This is a genomic window from Vibrio sp. GJ43-1, from assembly GCF_055808835.1.
The window spans coordinates 216,091-230,000 of sequence record NZ_CM147885.1 but is presented as its reverse complement, the minus strand read 5'-3'; the positions used below and the strand labels follow the sequence as shown (position 1 = coordinate 230,000).

General features: G+C 44.9%; 13 protein-coding genes and 1 pseudogene. 4 read left to right on the top strand and 10 right to left on the bottom strand.

Annotation, left to right across the window (positions count from 1 at the left end):
• Positions 1 to 81: 81 nt before the first annotated feature.
• The 6 genes from AC0L66_RS18315 to nagB form a co-directional block, all read right to left on the bottom strand.
• Positions 82 to 927 carry a universal stress protein gene (locus AC0L66_RS18315; RefSeq protein WP_473570278.1) on the bottom strand — a complete coding sequence of 282 codons (846 nt, stop codon included), beginning with the start codon at positions 925 to 927 and terminating at the stop codon, positions 82 to 84.
• Positions 928 to 937: 10 nt separating this feature from the next.
• On the bottom strand, positions 938 to 2,425 hold the full coding sequence (locus AC0L66_RS18310) for a SulP family inorganic anion transporter (RefSeq protein ID WP_473570276.1): 1,488 nt from the start codon (positions 2,423 to 2,425) through the stop codon (positions 938 to 940).
• A gap of 526 nt (positions 2,426 to 2,951) precedes the next feature.
• On the bottom strand, positions 2,952 to 4,412 hold the full coding sequence (locus tag AC0L66_RS18305) for a RecQ family ATP-dependent DNA helicase (protein ID WP_473570274.1): 1,461 nt from the start codon (positions 4,410 to 4,412) through the stop codon (positions 2,952 to 2,954).
• Positions 4,372 to 4,905: a DEAD/DEAH box helicase gene (locus tag AC0L66_RS18300; protein WP_473570272.1), complete on the bottom strand. Its 534-nt coding sequence runs from the start codon at positions 4,903 to 4,905 to the stop codon at positions 4,372 to 4,374. Before AC0L66_RS18300 ends, AC0L66_RS18305 begins: the two co-directional genes overlap by 41 nt.
• A 367-nt stretch (positions 4,906 to 5,272) precedes the next feature.
• The gene (locus tag AC0L66_RS18295) at positions 5,273 to 5,650 is read right to left on the bottom strand and encodes a hypothetical protein (protein WP_265675485.1); all 378 of its coding nucleotides are present in this window, start codon (positions 5,648 to 5,650) and stop codon (positions 5,273 to 5,275) included.
• A gap of 247 nt (positions 5,651 to 5,897) precedes the next feature.
• On the bottom strand, positions 5,898 to 6,698 hold the full coding sequence (nagB, locus tag AC0L66_RS18290) for a glucosamine-6-phosphate deaminase (RefSeq protein ID WP_265675486.1): 801 nt from the start codon (positions 6,696 to 6,698) through the stop codon (positions 5,898 to 5,900).
• Positions 6,699 to 7,025: 327 nt separating this feature from the next.
• Between nagB and AC0L66_RS18285 the strand changes: the two genes are divergently transcribed.
• The gene (locus tag AC0L66_RS18285; RefSeq protein ID WP_265675487.1) at positions 7,026 to 7,523 is read left to right on the top strand and encodes a fasciclin domain-containing protein; all 498 of its coding nucleotides are present in this window, start codon (positions 7,026 to 7,028) and stop codon (positions 7,521 to 7,523) included.
• Between the two features lie 132 nt (positions 7,524 to 7,655).
• On the opposite strand, the gene ohr is transcribed toward AC0L66_RS18285, so the two are convergent.
• Positions 7,656 to 8,078: an organic hydroperoxide reductase Ohr gene (gene ohr / locus AC0L66_RS18280; protein ID WP_473570270.1), complete on the bottom strand. Its 423-nt coding sequence runs from the start codon at positions 8,076 to 8,078 to the stop codon at positions 7,656 to 7,658.
• 124 nt (positions 8,079 to 8,202) lie between these two features.
• On the opposite strand from ohr, the pseudogene AC0L66_RS18275 reads away from it, so the two are divergent.
• The 3 genes and pseudogenes from AC0L66_RS18275 to AC0L66_RS18265 all read left to right on the top strand — a co-directional run bounded on the left by AC0L66_RS18275 (position 8,203) and on the right by AC0L66_RS18265 (position 10,937).
• Positions 8,203 to 8,648: pseudogene (locus tag AC0L66_RS18275) on the top strand (MarR family winged helix-turn-helix transcriptional regulator).
• A 3-nt stretch (positions 8,649 to 8,651) separates the two neighbouring features.
• On the top strand, positions 8,652 to 9,584 hold the full coding sequence (locus AC0L66_RS18270; RefSeq protein WP_473570268.1) for a LysR family transcriptional regulator: 933 nt from the start codon (positions 8,652 to 8,654) through the stop codon (positions 9,582 to 9,584).
• Between the two features lie 438 nt (positions 9,585 to 10,022).
• Positions 10,023 to 10,937: a DMT family transporter gene (locus tag AC0L66_RS18265; RefSeq protein ID WP_473570912.1), complete on the top strand. Its 915-nt coding sequence runs from the start codon at positions 10,023 to 10,025 to the stop codon at positions 10,935 to 10,937.
• Between the two features lie 78 nt (positions 10,938 to 11,015).
• On the opposite strand, the gene AC0L66_RS18260 is transcribed toward AC0L66_RS18265, so the two are convergent.
• The 3 genes from AC0L66_RS18260 to AC0L66_RS18250 form a co-directional block, all read right to left on the bottom strand.
• Positions 11,016 to 11,612 carry a BamA/TamA family outer membrane protein gene (locus tag AC0L66_RS18260; RefSeq protein ID WP_473570266.1) on the bottom strand — a complete coding sequence of 199 codons (597 nt, stop codon included), beginning with the start codon at positions 11,610 to 11,612 and terminating at the stop codon, positions 11,016 to 11,018.
• A 273-nt stretch (positions 11,613 to 11,885) separates the two neighbouring features.
• On the bottom strand, positions 11,886 to 12,071 hold the full coding sequence (locus AC0L66_RS18255) for a hypothetical protein (protein ID WP_473570265.1): 186 nt from the start codon (positions 12,069 to 12,071) through the stop codon (positions 11,886 to 11,888).
• Between the two features lie 327 nt (positions 12,072 to 12,398).
• On the bottom strand, positions 12,399 to 13,865 hold the full coding sequence (locus AC0L66_RS18250; protein ID WP_473570263.1) for an aminotransferase-like domain-containing protein: 1,467 nt from the start codon (positions 13,863 to 13,865) through the stop codon (positions 12,399 to 12,401).
• Positions 13,866 to 13,910: the final 45 nt, after the last annotated feature.

The following is a 13,910-nucleotide window of genomic DNA, read 5'->3' as shown; positions in this document are numbered from 1 at the left end:
AGAAAATACAGTTACTTTGCAACGTATCCTTTCCCAATTCATTGTTGTTCCCAATTCATTGTTGCTTAGGTTTAGCACTCGTTAACGAATGAGCAGCAAAGGAACCTTGCTATTTGCCAGTACTTGAGTTGTATTACTACCAACAAATACCTGTCTTAGCTTGGAATGTCCATAGGCTCCCATAACAATCATACCAACCTGATGTTGCAGCTGGTAGTTGAGCAGTGCTTCATCAACGGGTCCATTAAGCCGAGTTGCAGTCACTTTCACGCCTGCGCTTTGTAGCTGTTGTTTCGCCTGCGCAAAGGCCTGACTTTTGTTTCCTGATTCATCGATAGTTGTGAGATGACAGGGCAGTCCCTTTAGCAATGGCGTCTGGGTGGCTTTTTCAATGAGCTTCTGGCTAATAGGGCTACCGTCAAAAGCAATCATATAAGAGGTAGGGGCGGTGAAGTGGTCATTGACCACGAGAATATGCTCGTGGACCGCTCGAATCACGCTCTCTAGTTGGGACCCGATGGTATTGTCAGTGTTGCGATGTCTTCCCGACTTGCCAATGACTAACACTCGTAATTCGCTGGTGAGGTCGGACAGACTTTCGATTAGGCTGCCATGCCGTTGTAACTTACTGACGTCATTGACCCCGTCTCGGCATGCCCACTCATAGGCAGATTCGAGCATCTTGTGGCTATGTTGTAGCATGATTTTACTGCGCGTTTCGTCAAGCTCCGCCAATTCTTCTAGCAGTTCCTCTTGGCTTCCTAGCCCTATTTGACCAGAAAACTCACTTGCAACAGGACGCGTTGTTTTGTCCAGCGCATGGAAGAGAACGAGAGGGGCAGCAAGCTTCTTTGCGACCCAAGCAGCAGCTTCACAAGTCGAAATGGTTGAGTGAGACCCATCAATACAAGCAATTATGTTTTTCATTTTTCTCTCCTTAATGTCCGGCCAATAATTTTTCTACTTCTTCTGGTTTATCGTGTACGCCAAATTTATCCACGATGGTACGTGTTGCTTGGTTCATGCCGATTAAATTGACGTGGGTCCCTTCGCGGCGAAATTTGACGACGACTTTATCTAACGCCGAGACGGACGTGACATCCCAAAAGTGCGCTGAGGATAAGTCGATCGTGACGGTCTCAATCACTTCTTTAAAATCAAAGGATTCGATGAATGTATCTGAAGATGCGAAAAATATCTGTCCTGCCACGGTATAGTTGCGAACATGATCCTCTGTAGGCTGATTTTTTATGATCATCATGCGGCTAATCTTATTAGCAAAGAACAAGGATGCGAGTAAGACACCAACCAATACACCAATGGCTAAGTTATGGGTAGCGACGACAATGCTGACGGTCGCAAGCATAACGATATTAGTGGAAATAGGGTGTTTTTTAAGGTCGGCAATCGAGCGCCAAGAGAAGGTGCCGATTGATACCATGATCATGACTGCGACCAATGCTGCCATGGGTATTTGCTTTAGCCAAGGCCCAAGAAAGACCACCATAATGAGTAGGAATACTCCGGCTGATAGGGTGGATAGACGGCCTCGTCCGCCCGATTTTATATTGATCATCGATTGACCAATCATGGCGCATCCCGCCATCCCTCCTAAGAATCCGGTACAAACATTGGCGATTCCTTGGCCTTTGCATTCTTGGTTTTTGTCACTGTTGGTATCCGTCAAGTCATCCACAATAGTGGCCGTCATCATTGACTCTAAGAGGCCTACAACAGCAAGTCCCACGGCATATGGGAAGGTGATCAGTAGAGTCTCCAAGTTGAGTGGAACATTTGGCCAAAGGAAAATGGGTAAAGTGTCAGGTAAATCGCCCATGTCTCCGACCGTTCGAACATCAATATTAAACATCATGGAGAATAGGGTGAGGGCGACAATGCAGACTAAAGGAGAGGGAAGCAATTTTCCGACAACAGGAAGGTAGGGAAAGAGGTAGATAATCGCTAACCCAGCACCTGTCATAGCGTAGACATGCCAAGTGACATTAGTGAGTTCAGGGAGTTGAGCCATAAAAATGAGAATGGCTAACGCGTTAACAAAGCCAGTGACGACGGAACGAGAGACAAAACGCATCAGATTACCGAGCTTTAGATAGCCAGCTAAAATTTGTAGCAGGCCCGTTAGAACGGTCACCGCGAGTAGGTACTCTAGGCCATGCTCTTTAACGAGGGTCACCATTAAGAGCGCCATTGCTCCTGTGGCGGCGGAGATCATGCCAGATCGTGCACCGGTGAACGCGATGACGACGGAAATACTGAAGGAGGCATATAACCCTACTTTTGGGTCGACTCCCGCAATAATTGAAAAAGCGATGGCTTCAGGGATGAGAGCGAGGGCGACGACGATACCTGCGAGCAGGTCGCCACGGATGTTAGACATCCAGTCAAGTTTGAAGTTTGTATACATTGAGTTCTCAATTTTTGCACGGCAAAACGCACCAGATAATATCTGGGGTGAGTGCTGCTGATCTGAATTTTTGGCGCGACAAATTAGCCTAAATTGGCTGATTATGAGTAAGCGCAAAGGTGAGCATGGTACTAAAGCTAGTACAGTGCTTAAGTTAGCAATGAGTGCTATAGAGGGGGGATGGAGCGTTTAAGGCGGCGTAATTAACACGGTGATTAATATCCTCTTACATTTTGAGTGTGGCGAAATCATACGCCGATATCGAGAGAAAGAATACTACAAATCTGATTAATCAGTTTGAATAATTGGTTGGTTGGTTGGTTGGTTGGTTGGTTGGGTGGTTGGGTGGGTAGATGGGTAGATGGGTGGATGGTGTTATGAGCGCTGGTACGCGGGCATGGTATTGAAGAGAGCATTACCTTTCTTCAATACCATGGCGCTGTCGGAACTGTTAATGTTCTTATTGTGGTGCGGTTAGTTGTAACGGAGCAGTTTGTAACTGGATAGTTTGTAACGAAACAGTGCGTTACGAAATGGTTTTCTGCGATGTAGCAACCATTTTCGCCAGTACGCATTTTAACTGTCCGTAATCATAACGCTGCTCAAAGTGTTCATACAAGGGCTTGAGTTTTCCTTCTGATAGTATATTGAGCGTGGTGGCTTGTACGATGATGGTGTCGATCTCTGATGAAGACAGATCAAGTACTTGCTCTAGGTCGCACACACCATTCTCGATTGCAATCGCTAAATGTGCGAGCACCGTCGCTGTTTTTATTTGGCGTTGCGCAGCGATGTCCTCAGTAGTTAATCCACGCTTTAGCATCGACAAGGATTCAAGTTCGGTATCCGTGAGCGTATTTTCTTCTTGTGTTTTAGCGACGATAGCGGCCAAAAAGCGGTCACCATACTTTTCAATTTTGGTGTCACCGAATCCAGATATTTGGCTCAATGCTTCTTTAGATTCTGGACGCTCTACTGCTAACGCTTGAAGGGTTGCGTCGTGACAAATCATATACGCCGGGACCTGTTGCTCTGACGCTAAAGCGGCGCGAACTTCCCTTAATGTCTCGAATTGCTTGCTGTCAGCTGATGTTAAACCAAGATGCTTCTGTTTCTTTGTTGTTTTCTTACTCGTCGAGCTATTTCGTAATGTTCTTAGCTGTATAGGACGTTGACCTTTTAAGAAGGGACGACAAAGCTCAGTGAGTCTTAGGCTGCCATGACTGCCATGCACTTCGAGTAGATTCATCGCCAGTAACTGTCTAAAGACACCTTGCCATTGTTTCGCCGACAGATCGGTGCCAATACCAAAAGTAGACAACGTGTGGTGCTGGTTTTGTTCTATTCTTTGATCAGATTTGCCAAGTAAGATATTGATGAGGTAACTTGCGCCAAAACGCTGTTCGGTCCTGAATACGGTAGACAGGGCTTTTTGCGTCGCTTCAAGACCGTCCCACGTTTCTGGTGGTGAGACACAGTTGTCACAATTTCCACATGGCATCTCTAAGGTCTCACCAAAGTAGGCAAGTAAAGATTGTCTGCGACAGCTAGCCAGATCGCAGTAGCCTAATAAAGCATTGAGCTTTTGCAAAGAGGTGAACTTAAATTGCTCATTTGCTTCAGAATTTTGCACCATCTGTCTTTGCAGTACCATGTCTTGCATGCCATACGCCATCCAAGCGTTAGCTGGTTCGCCATCACGACCCGCGCGCCCGGTTTCTTGATAGTACGCTTCAATACTTTTCGGCAAGCTTAGGTGGGCAACAAAACGAACATCTGGTTTATCGATGCCCATTCCAAATGCGATTGTGGCCACAATGATGATGCCATCTTCACGTAAAAAGCGCTGTTGGTTTTGGGCGCGTTGCTCGTTGGACATGCCCGCATGATAGGCGAGCGCTTGTTTTCCTTGGTCACATAGCCACTTTGTGGTCTCTTCTACTTTTTTACGCGATAAACAATAGACGATATCGAGCATCCGAGGCATGGTTCGTTTCAATAAAAGACCACAGCTCTTGCTTAGCGTTACTGAGATCGGAGACATGATAGTGGATATTCGGTCTATCAAAACTATGCACAAAGATTTGGGCATTTTGCAGCCCAAGTTGCTCAATGATCTCATCTTTTGTTCGACTGTCTGCCGTCGCGGTGAGTGCAATTCTTGGCACAGAAGGAAAACGTGCTTTTAGGATGCTGAGTTTTTGGTATTCTGGCCTGAAATCATGACCCCATTGGCTTACACAGTGCGCCTCATCGATAGCGAATAGCGACAAATGAGTTTGCTCTAATAGCGATAATGTTCGCTCCATTAACAGCCGCTCTGGAGCGACATATAGAATCTGAATCTCTCCCGTTAATAGCTGCTGTTCGACCGCTTGCTGATCATAAGGACTCAGAGACGAATTGAGATAAGCCGCTTTTACTCCAATTTGATGCAACGCATCCACTTGATCTTGCATCAATGCGATCAGTGGTGACACCACAATACCAACCCCCTCACGAAGAATGGCGGGGATTTGATAACAAATGGATTTACCTCCATCGAGTCGGCATTAATGTCAATGCATCTTGACCCGAAATTAAGGTGTCAATAATCGTAGCTTGTTGATGACGAAAGTCATCGTAACCAAAAAGAGATTTGAGCAGTTGTTTTGGTGTCATTATTGTCAGAGAGAAAAGATTGATAAGGGTAGTTTCTCAACCTAGCTTGTGCTTTTCAAGCCCTCTTCACACAGGCTTGATTTTGATCGCGATACGTTTATGTAAAAATGAAAGAGAAGTTTTAGATTGTAAGAGTCGCGATGACTATCCTGATTAGCACGACTCAATAGGTTTCGTGTCATTTTGCTATACATCAGTATTCGAATTACTTAATGCTTCTACTTTTCTTTCGAGCTCTTTTATTTTTTGTTGTTGCTTTTGTGATTGGATTTTTTGCTGTTTTTCTTCTTCTGCAATCTCATCGGCATATATGCCTCCAACTACAGAACCCGCCGCTGCGCCAGCTGCACCATGAATGAGGGCTCCTTCTGCAGCTCCACCGATGATGTCCCCGTTAAATACGCCACGAATGGCCCCCGCTACACCACCAAAAACGGCTCCGTGAGTGGCGCCCATTTTTGCCGTTTCTTTTTGTATTTGTTGCCCTTCAGTGGTTTGAGCACAACCGATAGCCATGATTCCTGCTAGCAGTAGAGTAAGGATTTTTGTTCGTTGTTTTAGCATGTTGAGACCCTTTGATAATATCAAGGAGCTCATGGTAAAAGTATGGAGTTAACGAATATAGAATTGCAGGTGTTTAAAAAGGTTATCAGAGAGGAGGTGTCGGGCCTAGCTTGGCATGTAAGCCCGACATTTACGGAGCTTTGGAATACGCTAGCACTCCATTGCTAGTCACTTTTTGTATCAAGTGACCTCTTTTTAGAACAAAAGGTAACAGAAAAGTTCCGCTACCTATTGTCAAAAAGTCTTGTTATAGACCTTTGATGTTTTCTACTTCAAGTTCGTTGAAGTATTTAACGGTCTTCACTTTTAGCTCTTGTTGTGCTGCTTCATCAGCAACGATGATAGCTTTGCGGTGCATTTGCAGCGCTGTCACGGTCCACATATGGTTAACAGAGCCTTCAACGGCCATCTGTAGTGCAAGTGCTTTGTTGTGACCTAGTGTTAGGATCATGACTTCTTCAGCATCAAGTAGTGTAGCAACACCAATGGTTAGTGCGTATTTAGGAACTTGGTTGATGTCGCCATCAAAGAAACGAGAGTTCGCAATACGAGTATCTTCAGTCAGAGTTTTGATACGAGTGCGAGACGCTAAAGAAGAACCAGGCTCATTGAATGCGATGTGACCGTCAATGCCAACGCCACCCATGAATAGATTGATTTTGCCGTATGAGCGCATTTTTTCTTCGTATGCTGCACAGTGAGCGTCGATATCTTCAGCTTGACCGTCAAGAAGGTTGATGTTTTCTTCTTGGATGTCAACGTGGTTGAAGAAGTTGTTGTACATGAAAGAACGGTATGACTCAGGGTGGTTAGGGTCGATGCCTACGTACTCATCCATGTTAAACGTCACAACGTGTTTGAAACTCACTTCTCCAGCATTATAAAGCGCAATCAGTGCTTTATAAGTAGATAGCGGTGTACCACCAGTCGGCAAACCAAGTACAAATGGCTTGTCAGCCGTTGGTTGGAAAGCGTTGATGCGCTCTGCAATATGACGCGCTGCCCACTTACCTACTTGCTCTGCTTTTTGTAATGGAATAAGTCTCATGTTCTTCCCCTAATAGAAAAATTTGTGTGTGCTGAAACATTAATTCGCATTATAAAATAAGTTTTTCGAGTCGGCTATTACTTTTCTATGAATTTTATGTTTTTTCTTGATCGAGATCGCTAATGTGGCGAAATTCTCATTGTGTGGCATTGGCTGGGTGTCGATTGGGGCGCTAATTTTTGCAAGTGAATAAAGTGACGGGCTAAATCGAATGGATTGTTACGGGACTTAATTTTAAGTAGGGGGTGTATAAAAAATGATCGCTGAGTGAGATTGTGACGTAAGCAGGCGGTGAAACCTAACAAAACGACGGAAAAGGAAGACAGCATGTTGAACAAAATGATCACACTTTTATCGGTTGTAGCTGCAAGCTTTCTCTTGATGAGTGGAGCACAAGCCGACGACCATGGTATGAAAAAAGACGTTGTTGATGTCGCTTCAGAAAATGGTTCATTTAACACATTAGTTGCGGCAGTGAAAGCGGCAGGCCTGGTTGAAACATTGAAGGGGGAAGGGCCCTTCACTGTGTTCGCACCGACAGATGATGCATTTTCGAAACTGCCAGCTGGTACGGTTGATATGCTCTTAATGCCGGAAAACAAAGATAAGCTCATCGCCATTCTGACGTACCATGTTGTACCCGGTAAAGTGATGGCGGCAGAGGTTGTTAAATTGGACAGCGCCGTGACAGTAGAGGGGCAGTCGGTCGTTTTTAACGTCGATGGCGGAAATGTGATGGTCAACGATGCCAATATTGTGGCGACGGACGTTGCGGCTAGTAATGGTGTGATTCACGTCATTGATGCCGTTTTGATGCCCAAATAAGACGTCAATTAAGTAGAGATTGTTGATTTGAGTGTGGTGTTGTCCCGCCTCACATTTGCAAAAAAAGAGTGCACCAACAAAGATTGAGTGCGCTCTTTTTTATACGCGATGACGAATGTTATCTGTAAACGATTATAGAGCTTGGCCATTAGCCGTGACTTTAACGTCAACATTACCACGCAAGGCATTTGAATACGGACAAACCTGGTGAGCAACCTTGACAAGTTCAACGGCTGCAGAGATGTCTAATTCAAGTGTTACATCTAACGCTACGTCCAAAACAAACCCACCATTTTCGCTCGCTTTTAGCGCCACGACTGCCGTTGTCGGTGCTTGTTTCAGCGGGATTTTTTGCTGTTGTGCGACATGCAGTATGGCATTAGAAAAGCAAGCGGAATATCCCGCAGCAAACAGTTGTTCAGGATTGGTTGCATTGCCTGTTCCACCAAGTTGTTTTGGATAGGACAGTGCAAGATCGAGCATGCCGTCATCGGTTTTAACTTGTCCATTTCGGCCAGCTAGTGCTGTTGCAGAAGTTGTATATAGAGCGCTCATCGTCAATTCCTTTCATTATGGTAGTGTATTTTAATTGTGATCAATTAAGTTGTGTGCAAACTATATTGATTGTTTATGACATTTGCAAGTATATTGTGCACAACTTAATTTTTTATGGTTCATAATGATGGATGTAAATAGCCCCGATAACTTAGATCTGGATAAGCAGGTTTGCTTTGCATTGTATAGGGCAAGCAACACGTTAATACGCGCATACCGTCCTATTTTGGATGCGTTAGACTTGACGTATTTACAATATATGTCGATGTTAGTGCTGTGGAAAAAGTCGCCAATGAATGTCAAAAATATTAGTCAGGATTTGAATATTGATTCTGGCACCTTGACCCCATTGTTGAAACGATTAGAGCAAAAAGGCCTTGTGCTACGTCGGCGTTGTGAAATGGATGAACGTGCAAGACTGATCTCTTTAACCGATGCTTAGGTTGGGCGTTAAAAGAGAAAGCTGAGGCTGTACCATCGGCAATTGCGTGTAAAGCAAAACTCTCTACAAAGGATGCCATTGAACTCAAGCGCCTTTGTGATCAATTAACGATAAATCTAATGGAATAGATAATGGACTTTGACGGACTGTCTCGTGTCAGCTTTAAACACTTAACCGCTTTGCATGTGATGTTGGATACCAATAGTGTCACGAAATCAGCAGAAATTTTATCCGTGACACCCTCAAGTGTCAGTAAGACGATCGCTCAACTGCGGGAAATTTTACGAGATGAGCTGTTTTACCGCGATGGAACACAACTTACTCCCACGCGCTACGCATTAAAAATTGCACCATTAGTGCACTCAATGCTAGCGAGTATGAACGGGTTATTGAACCAAACTAACTTTATTCCTAATCGATTTGAAGGGCGGTTTTCTTTGTCGATGCGTGAAAGTACCTTTGAATTATTCGCGAAACCATTAGCTCATTTGACCAATGACTGTATCCCAAACGGCAAGCTTAATATTCTGACTAAGGCAAAGTATGGGTTTGATGCGCTAATGAGCGGACAGGTCGACTTTATTATTTTGCCTCATGATGTGAGCCAGTCACCCACCAATATGAAGGATCTGATTTGGGAGCCTATTTTAGAAGATGAGTTTGTCTGTTTGATGTCGCCAACGCATCCGCTAGCCAATCAAGAACTCACTATTGAAGCCTACCTAGACAGTCAGCATGTCGGTATCACGGATTCTGAGTTAAATCGTCCTTATTTCGAACAAACGTTACGTCAAACCCATCGTGCGCGCGATGTAAAAGTGATGCTACCAGATTTTGGTTCGGCGGCGATTTTGTGTCATCAGTCTGATTTACTGTTTACTTGCTCCAAAAAGTGGGCCGATGTTGCAATGCAAGCAAAAGGGCTGGTGGCAAAACCTGCGCCGTTTGATTATGGCCGCCTGGGTTATAGTCTGGTTTGGAACAAAGCCAGTATTAATGACCATTCTATCCAATGGCTATGTAATTATCTTCGCGGGCTGATAGATAATAACGTAGATAGATAATAACGTAGATAGATAATAACGTAGGTAGATCATAAGGAAGGTAGACCGATAAAAGGTTGTTCGGGGATAGGGTTGATAGTGAATCAATCCGATCATCTCTAGGAATAATGTCATTTTTAGTATGTTATTGATGAGGTTGCATAATCACTGATTTGTCCGTAGTGTAGTCAGTGTTGATTTATGGAGAATCGAATGACACACACAATGACTTACCTCTGGCTTCTGCTGCTTATACCTGTAGTCCGGTAGGTAACGTTGTGCCTGGCTACGAGTGACGTAGTTAGGTTAGCCCTTCTCAATTTCTCGTAGCCCCAAAACATAAGGGAGATGAGAATGACCAACCACGACATAGCGAATGAGAGCAACTCAGACATTCGCCAAGTAAACGTTAGCAATACAGAAAATGACGAAGTGTCTAAGCTAGGCGCGGGAGTCTGCATGGCTGACGCGACTCGCGATTCGTTGCTTTCAAAAAATCTGTTAACGGGAATACTGCTAGCTTTGCTCGGCGCAGCATTATTTTCAATCAAACCTATTTTGATAAAAATTGCCTATCAGTATGGCGGTGACACAACGGCGATAATGTCGCTTCGTGCATTTAGTTCGTTGCCTTTCTATTTGGTCGTGTTGGTGATGCTATGTCGTGATAAACAGCAACGAACAAAAGTCAAAAATCACGGTTTGATGGCGGCAGCACTGGGTATTCTCGGATATTACTGTGCCAGCTATTTGGATATTGAGGCACTAAGTTATATTTCAGCTCAATTGGAGCGCTTATTATTGTTTCTATTTCCAAGTTTTGTGGTGCTTATTTCATGGGTTTTCTTAAAGAAGAAACCCAGTGCTAACGTGTTAAAAGCTGTGGTGATTGGGTATACCGGCATTACACTTATTGTGGTACATGATGTGTCTTCATTAGGCAGTGATGTTTGGCGAGGGAGTGCATTGGCGGTGAGTTCGGCGTTGATCTTTGCCTGTTACTTAGTGTTAAGTAAACCCGTTATTACGCAGTTAGGGAGTACCGCGTTTACCAGTATAGGTATGGGCAGTGTAGGTCTGGCTATTTTGTTGCATTTGCAATGGTCGGAAACTGAAATCATGCAATGGAGCGTTGAACTTGTGTCACTTGGTATCGTGCTTGGGGTGTTATGTACAGTTATTCCGTCATATTTGATGGCAGCTGCGATGGCAAGATTAACAGCAACAGAGTTTAGTCTAACTGCGAACATTGGTCCTGTCATTACCGCTATCGCAGCCGTGACCATATTAGGAGAGGCTTTTACGGCTTTCCATGCTTTAGGTATGGTTCTGGTGATTACCTCAGTGTATTGGATGACAAAGCCTAAAGCCTAAAGCCGTATGATGTGCAGCGCACCAGCCCAGTGTTAGAGATAACTAAGCCTATAACATAGGCTTAGTTAATTCTGTTGGCTACCATGCCCCGCCGAATTGAATATAAGTCGTCCATTCTTCTGGACCCTTCGCGACATCCACACCCATTCTTAACCCTAACTGCCTGGCTAACAAGTAACGGAAGCCACCACCACGGATATAGTGTAACTTGGTTTGAGCGAGACTCTGATCGTGATCGAATGCCGCCCCTGCCCCGGCAAATGCCAGCACCGTCCAACGGTCATCAATATCATAGCTTAGTTCCACTTCACCAAGCGCGGTGTTGTCTGCTTGGTAGCGCATGGCTGCGATGCCTCGCATTTCCACAAACGGCTTGGCGTAGATAGACGCAGGAAAGTCGACATTATCTGAGATGGATTTGGCATCAGCGCGTAAACCTAGCCCCCACTCTTCTGACAAACGTCGATAATTATGAACGTAGGCATGATATTTCTGATAATTGAATTGCCCACCAAACGCTTTTCGATGGTGATCAACTTGAAATTGTGCTTTGGTGCCTTCACGCGGAGCAAACTGATTATTTCGACTGTCGTAGGAGACTCGCCACCCTAATCGCCCATCTTGAGAGTCTATGTTTAGATCTTTTTGCCCAGCAATAGTCGACTCAGATGACATATAGCTGTAAGCCCCCCTACAAAGAAGTTACTGTCGCCTAAACGTACATCTAAATCTTGAAAAAAGTAGCTCCCCTTGAGGCTTAGATCCGTTGCTCCTAGTTCCGGGATGGGATAGAACTTTAGGTTGAAAGTTGCACTAAATATTCCGCCTAAGTACCTCACGCGATCATTAAGCCAGTTTCCAGAATGAAAGCCCCCAACCATGTTACTGCCATTGCTGGTTCCTAAGGCCATAACACCCGATACACTAGCAGGAATATCACCCACATGTTCATAAGCTGAGACGCTTCGCTTTACGCTCTTCTGATTCATGAAAAAAGAGCAATGCTGCACCGCCGCCAAAACCAACGGCTGGATCGGTGACGGTGAGTGGGATTGGTAAGAACCCTACGGCGTTATCTAGGATGAACTGACTACCATCTATGCGTCCATCGTCGGGATCAATGAATGAATCCATTAGACCTGCGTGTACATAAGGAGCGGAAAAAGTGCGGTAGCGAGCAGAGAGGTGATTGATGATGTATGGGTTTTGTTCATAGGAAGTATGTTCTTAATTGTGAGGCGAAAAGTGCTCCTTGCATTTAATGTTATTATAAACAGTAACTTTTAATCCTAAAGTCAGCGTGGCGTGTATTATCACTCATTATTCGCCAACTTCAAGTATCGGGTATTATCATAACGAATAGTTTCTGACTTGATATTTATTCGTTGCATTCAAATCGTACTTTGTCGTCTTTTTACTACGCTGTCATGGTGACTTTCTTGCCCATGGTCACGATATTATTCAGACTGTATTCTGAGTTCGCTGTTGCTCAAGAATGGCCACAAAGCGATGAATACCGCTTCTCCACGCTTGATTATCATGAAAATTGGCGACATTAAAACGTAGACAGTGCGAGTATTGTCCTTTACTTCCAAATAATGTTCCGGGCAGTACCGATACCCCTTTTGTTAAGCATTGTTCATAGATTCGCTGACTGTCGTAATGAGTGGGAAGAGTCAACCAGCATAGAAAGGAACCTGCGGGACTCGTGAGCGTGTACTGATCGAGAAAGTGGCTGTCTAAGTGCTGGCGGAGCAAGGCGATAAAATGCGTCAGATTATTTTGGTAGTGGCGTGTCATACGGCGAACATGTTGCTTATATTTTCCAGTGGCGAGAAATTCCCCTACAGCGGATTGAATAAGGTTTTGACTGCCCATGTTGTCACTGATGAGTGAGCGCTCTATATGATGGCGGTACTGACCAGCGATAAGCCAGCCGACCCTAAGGCGAGAGTCCAAGGTTTTAGAGAGTGAGGTGCAGTAAATCACTCGCTTTTGTGTATCGAGTTGCTTGAGCGATGGAATAGCAGCATTGTTGCCTAGCGCGCCGAAGACATCGTCTTCAATAATAGGAATATTGCCGCTATTTTCGAGTAATTGTCGACGAGCCTCTAGCGGCATTAATGCGCCTGTTGGATTGGTATAGTTTGGTGTCACGACGATAGCCGCCACAGGCCATTGCGCAAGAGCGGATTGCAACGAAGGAACATGCAGACCCAATTCCGGTGAACTTGGGATTTCCAATGCTTTAAGACCTAGTGATTCAAGCATTAATAAGATACCAAAATAGCAAGGTGATTCGACTGCGACGGTATCTCCACATTTGGTCACTGCTCGTAATGCTTGGCTGATGGCTTGTTGCGAACCGTTAGTGACAAACACTGACTCCCCCTGAAGATCAATACCTTGGTCAATGGATAGTTTTGCTATTTGCTTGAGTAGCTTTTCGTTTCCTGGGGGGAGTTGATAGTGACTAGGGATATGGGATTGCGCCCGGCTGTGGCGACCAATTTCTGCGTACAGGCTACTAATTGCGGGGCCTTCCGTGTTTGGGTGAGCTGAACCTGCTGGCATTAATAATGTGTCTCGAGATTGACCAAGGATTTGCTTGGTCATTGATAGTAAGTCGACCGTAGTGGGGATTGTTTCAACCGGTATTGAAATAGAAAGCGGCGCCGAGCTGTTTAAAAATGAGCGGTGTACGACAAATCCCGAACGGTCACGGGCAGTTATTTTACCAACGGCTTCTAACTCTTGGTATGCCCGAATGACGGTGTTTTTCGCGACTCCTAATCTAGTGCTGGTGGCACGAAGTGACGGAAGCTTATCGCCCACATTTAAACCGCCGCTTTGTATGAGTTTTTCGATATAGTCCTCCACCGCTTTATAGCGAGAGACGGCTTTGGCTTGAGTCGCAGGCATCATCATTCCTTAACATAGCGGCGAAAACATGGCCGCGGACTCTCTGAGTTG

Excerpts from the sequence above, each read along its gene's own strand:
- AC0L66_RS18310 (WP_473570276.1), bottom strand. The coding sequence starts at position 2,425 with ATGTATACAAACTTCAAACTTGACTGGATGTCTAACATCCGTGGCGAC.
- AC0L66_RS18270 (WP_473570268.1), top strand. The coding sequence starts at position 8,652 with ATGGACTTTGACGGACTGTCTCGTGTCAGCTTTAAACACTTAACCGCT.
- nagB (WP_265675486.1), bottom strand. The coding sequence starts at position 6,698 with ATGAGACTTATTCCATTACAAAAAGCAGAGCAAGTAGGTAAGTGGGCA.
- AC0L66_RS18295 (WP_265675485.1), bottom strand. The coding sequence starts at position 5,650 with ATGCTAAAACAACGAACAAAAATCCTTACTCTACTGCTAGCAGGAATC.
- AC0L66_RS18265 (WP_473570912.1), top strand. The coding sequence starts at position 10,023 with ATGGCTGACGCGACTCGCGATTCGTTGCTTTCAAAAAATCTGTTAACG.
- AC0L66_RS18250 (WP_473570263.1), bottom strand. The coding sequence starts at position 13,865 with ATGATGATGCCTGCGACTCAAGCCAAAGCCGTCTCTCGCTATAAAGCG.
- AC0L66_RS18315 (WP_473570278.1), bottom strand. The coding sequence starts at position 927 with ATGAAAAACATAATTGCTTGTATTGATGGGTCTCACTCAACCATTTCG.
- AC0L66_RS18285 (WP_265675487.1), top strand. The coding sequence starts at position 7,026 with ATGTTGAACAAAATGATCACACTTTTATCGGTTGTAGCTGCAAGCTTT.
- ohr (WP_473570270.1), bottom strand. The coding sequence starts at position 8,078 with ATGAGCGCTCTATATACAACTTCTGCAACAGCACTAGCTGGCCGAAAT.
- AC0L66_RS18260 (WP_473570266.1), bottom strand. The coding sequence starts at position 11,612 with ATGTCATCTGAGTCGACTATTGCTGGGCAAAAAGATCTAAACATAGAC.
- AC0L66_RS18305 (WP_473570274.1), bottom strand. The coding sequence starts at position 4,412 with ATGCCTCGGATGCTCGATATCGTCTATTGTTTATCGCGTAAAAAAGTA.
- AC0L66_RS18255 (WP_473570265.1), bottom strand. The coding sequence starts at position 12,071 with ATGGATTCATTCATTGATCCCGACGATGGACGCATAGATGGTAGTCAG.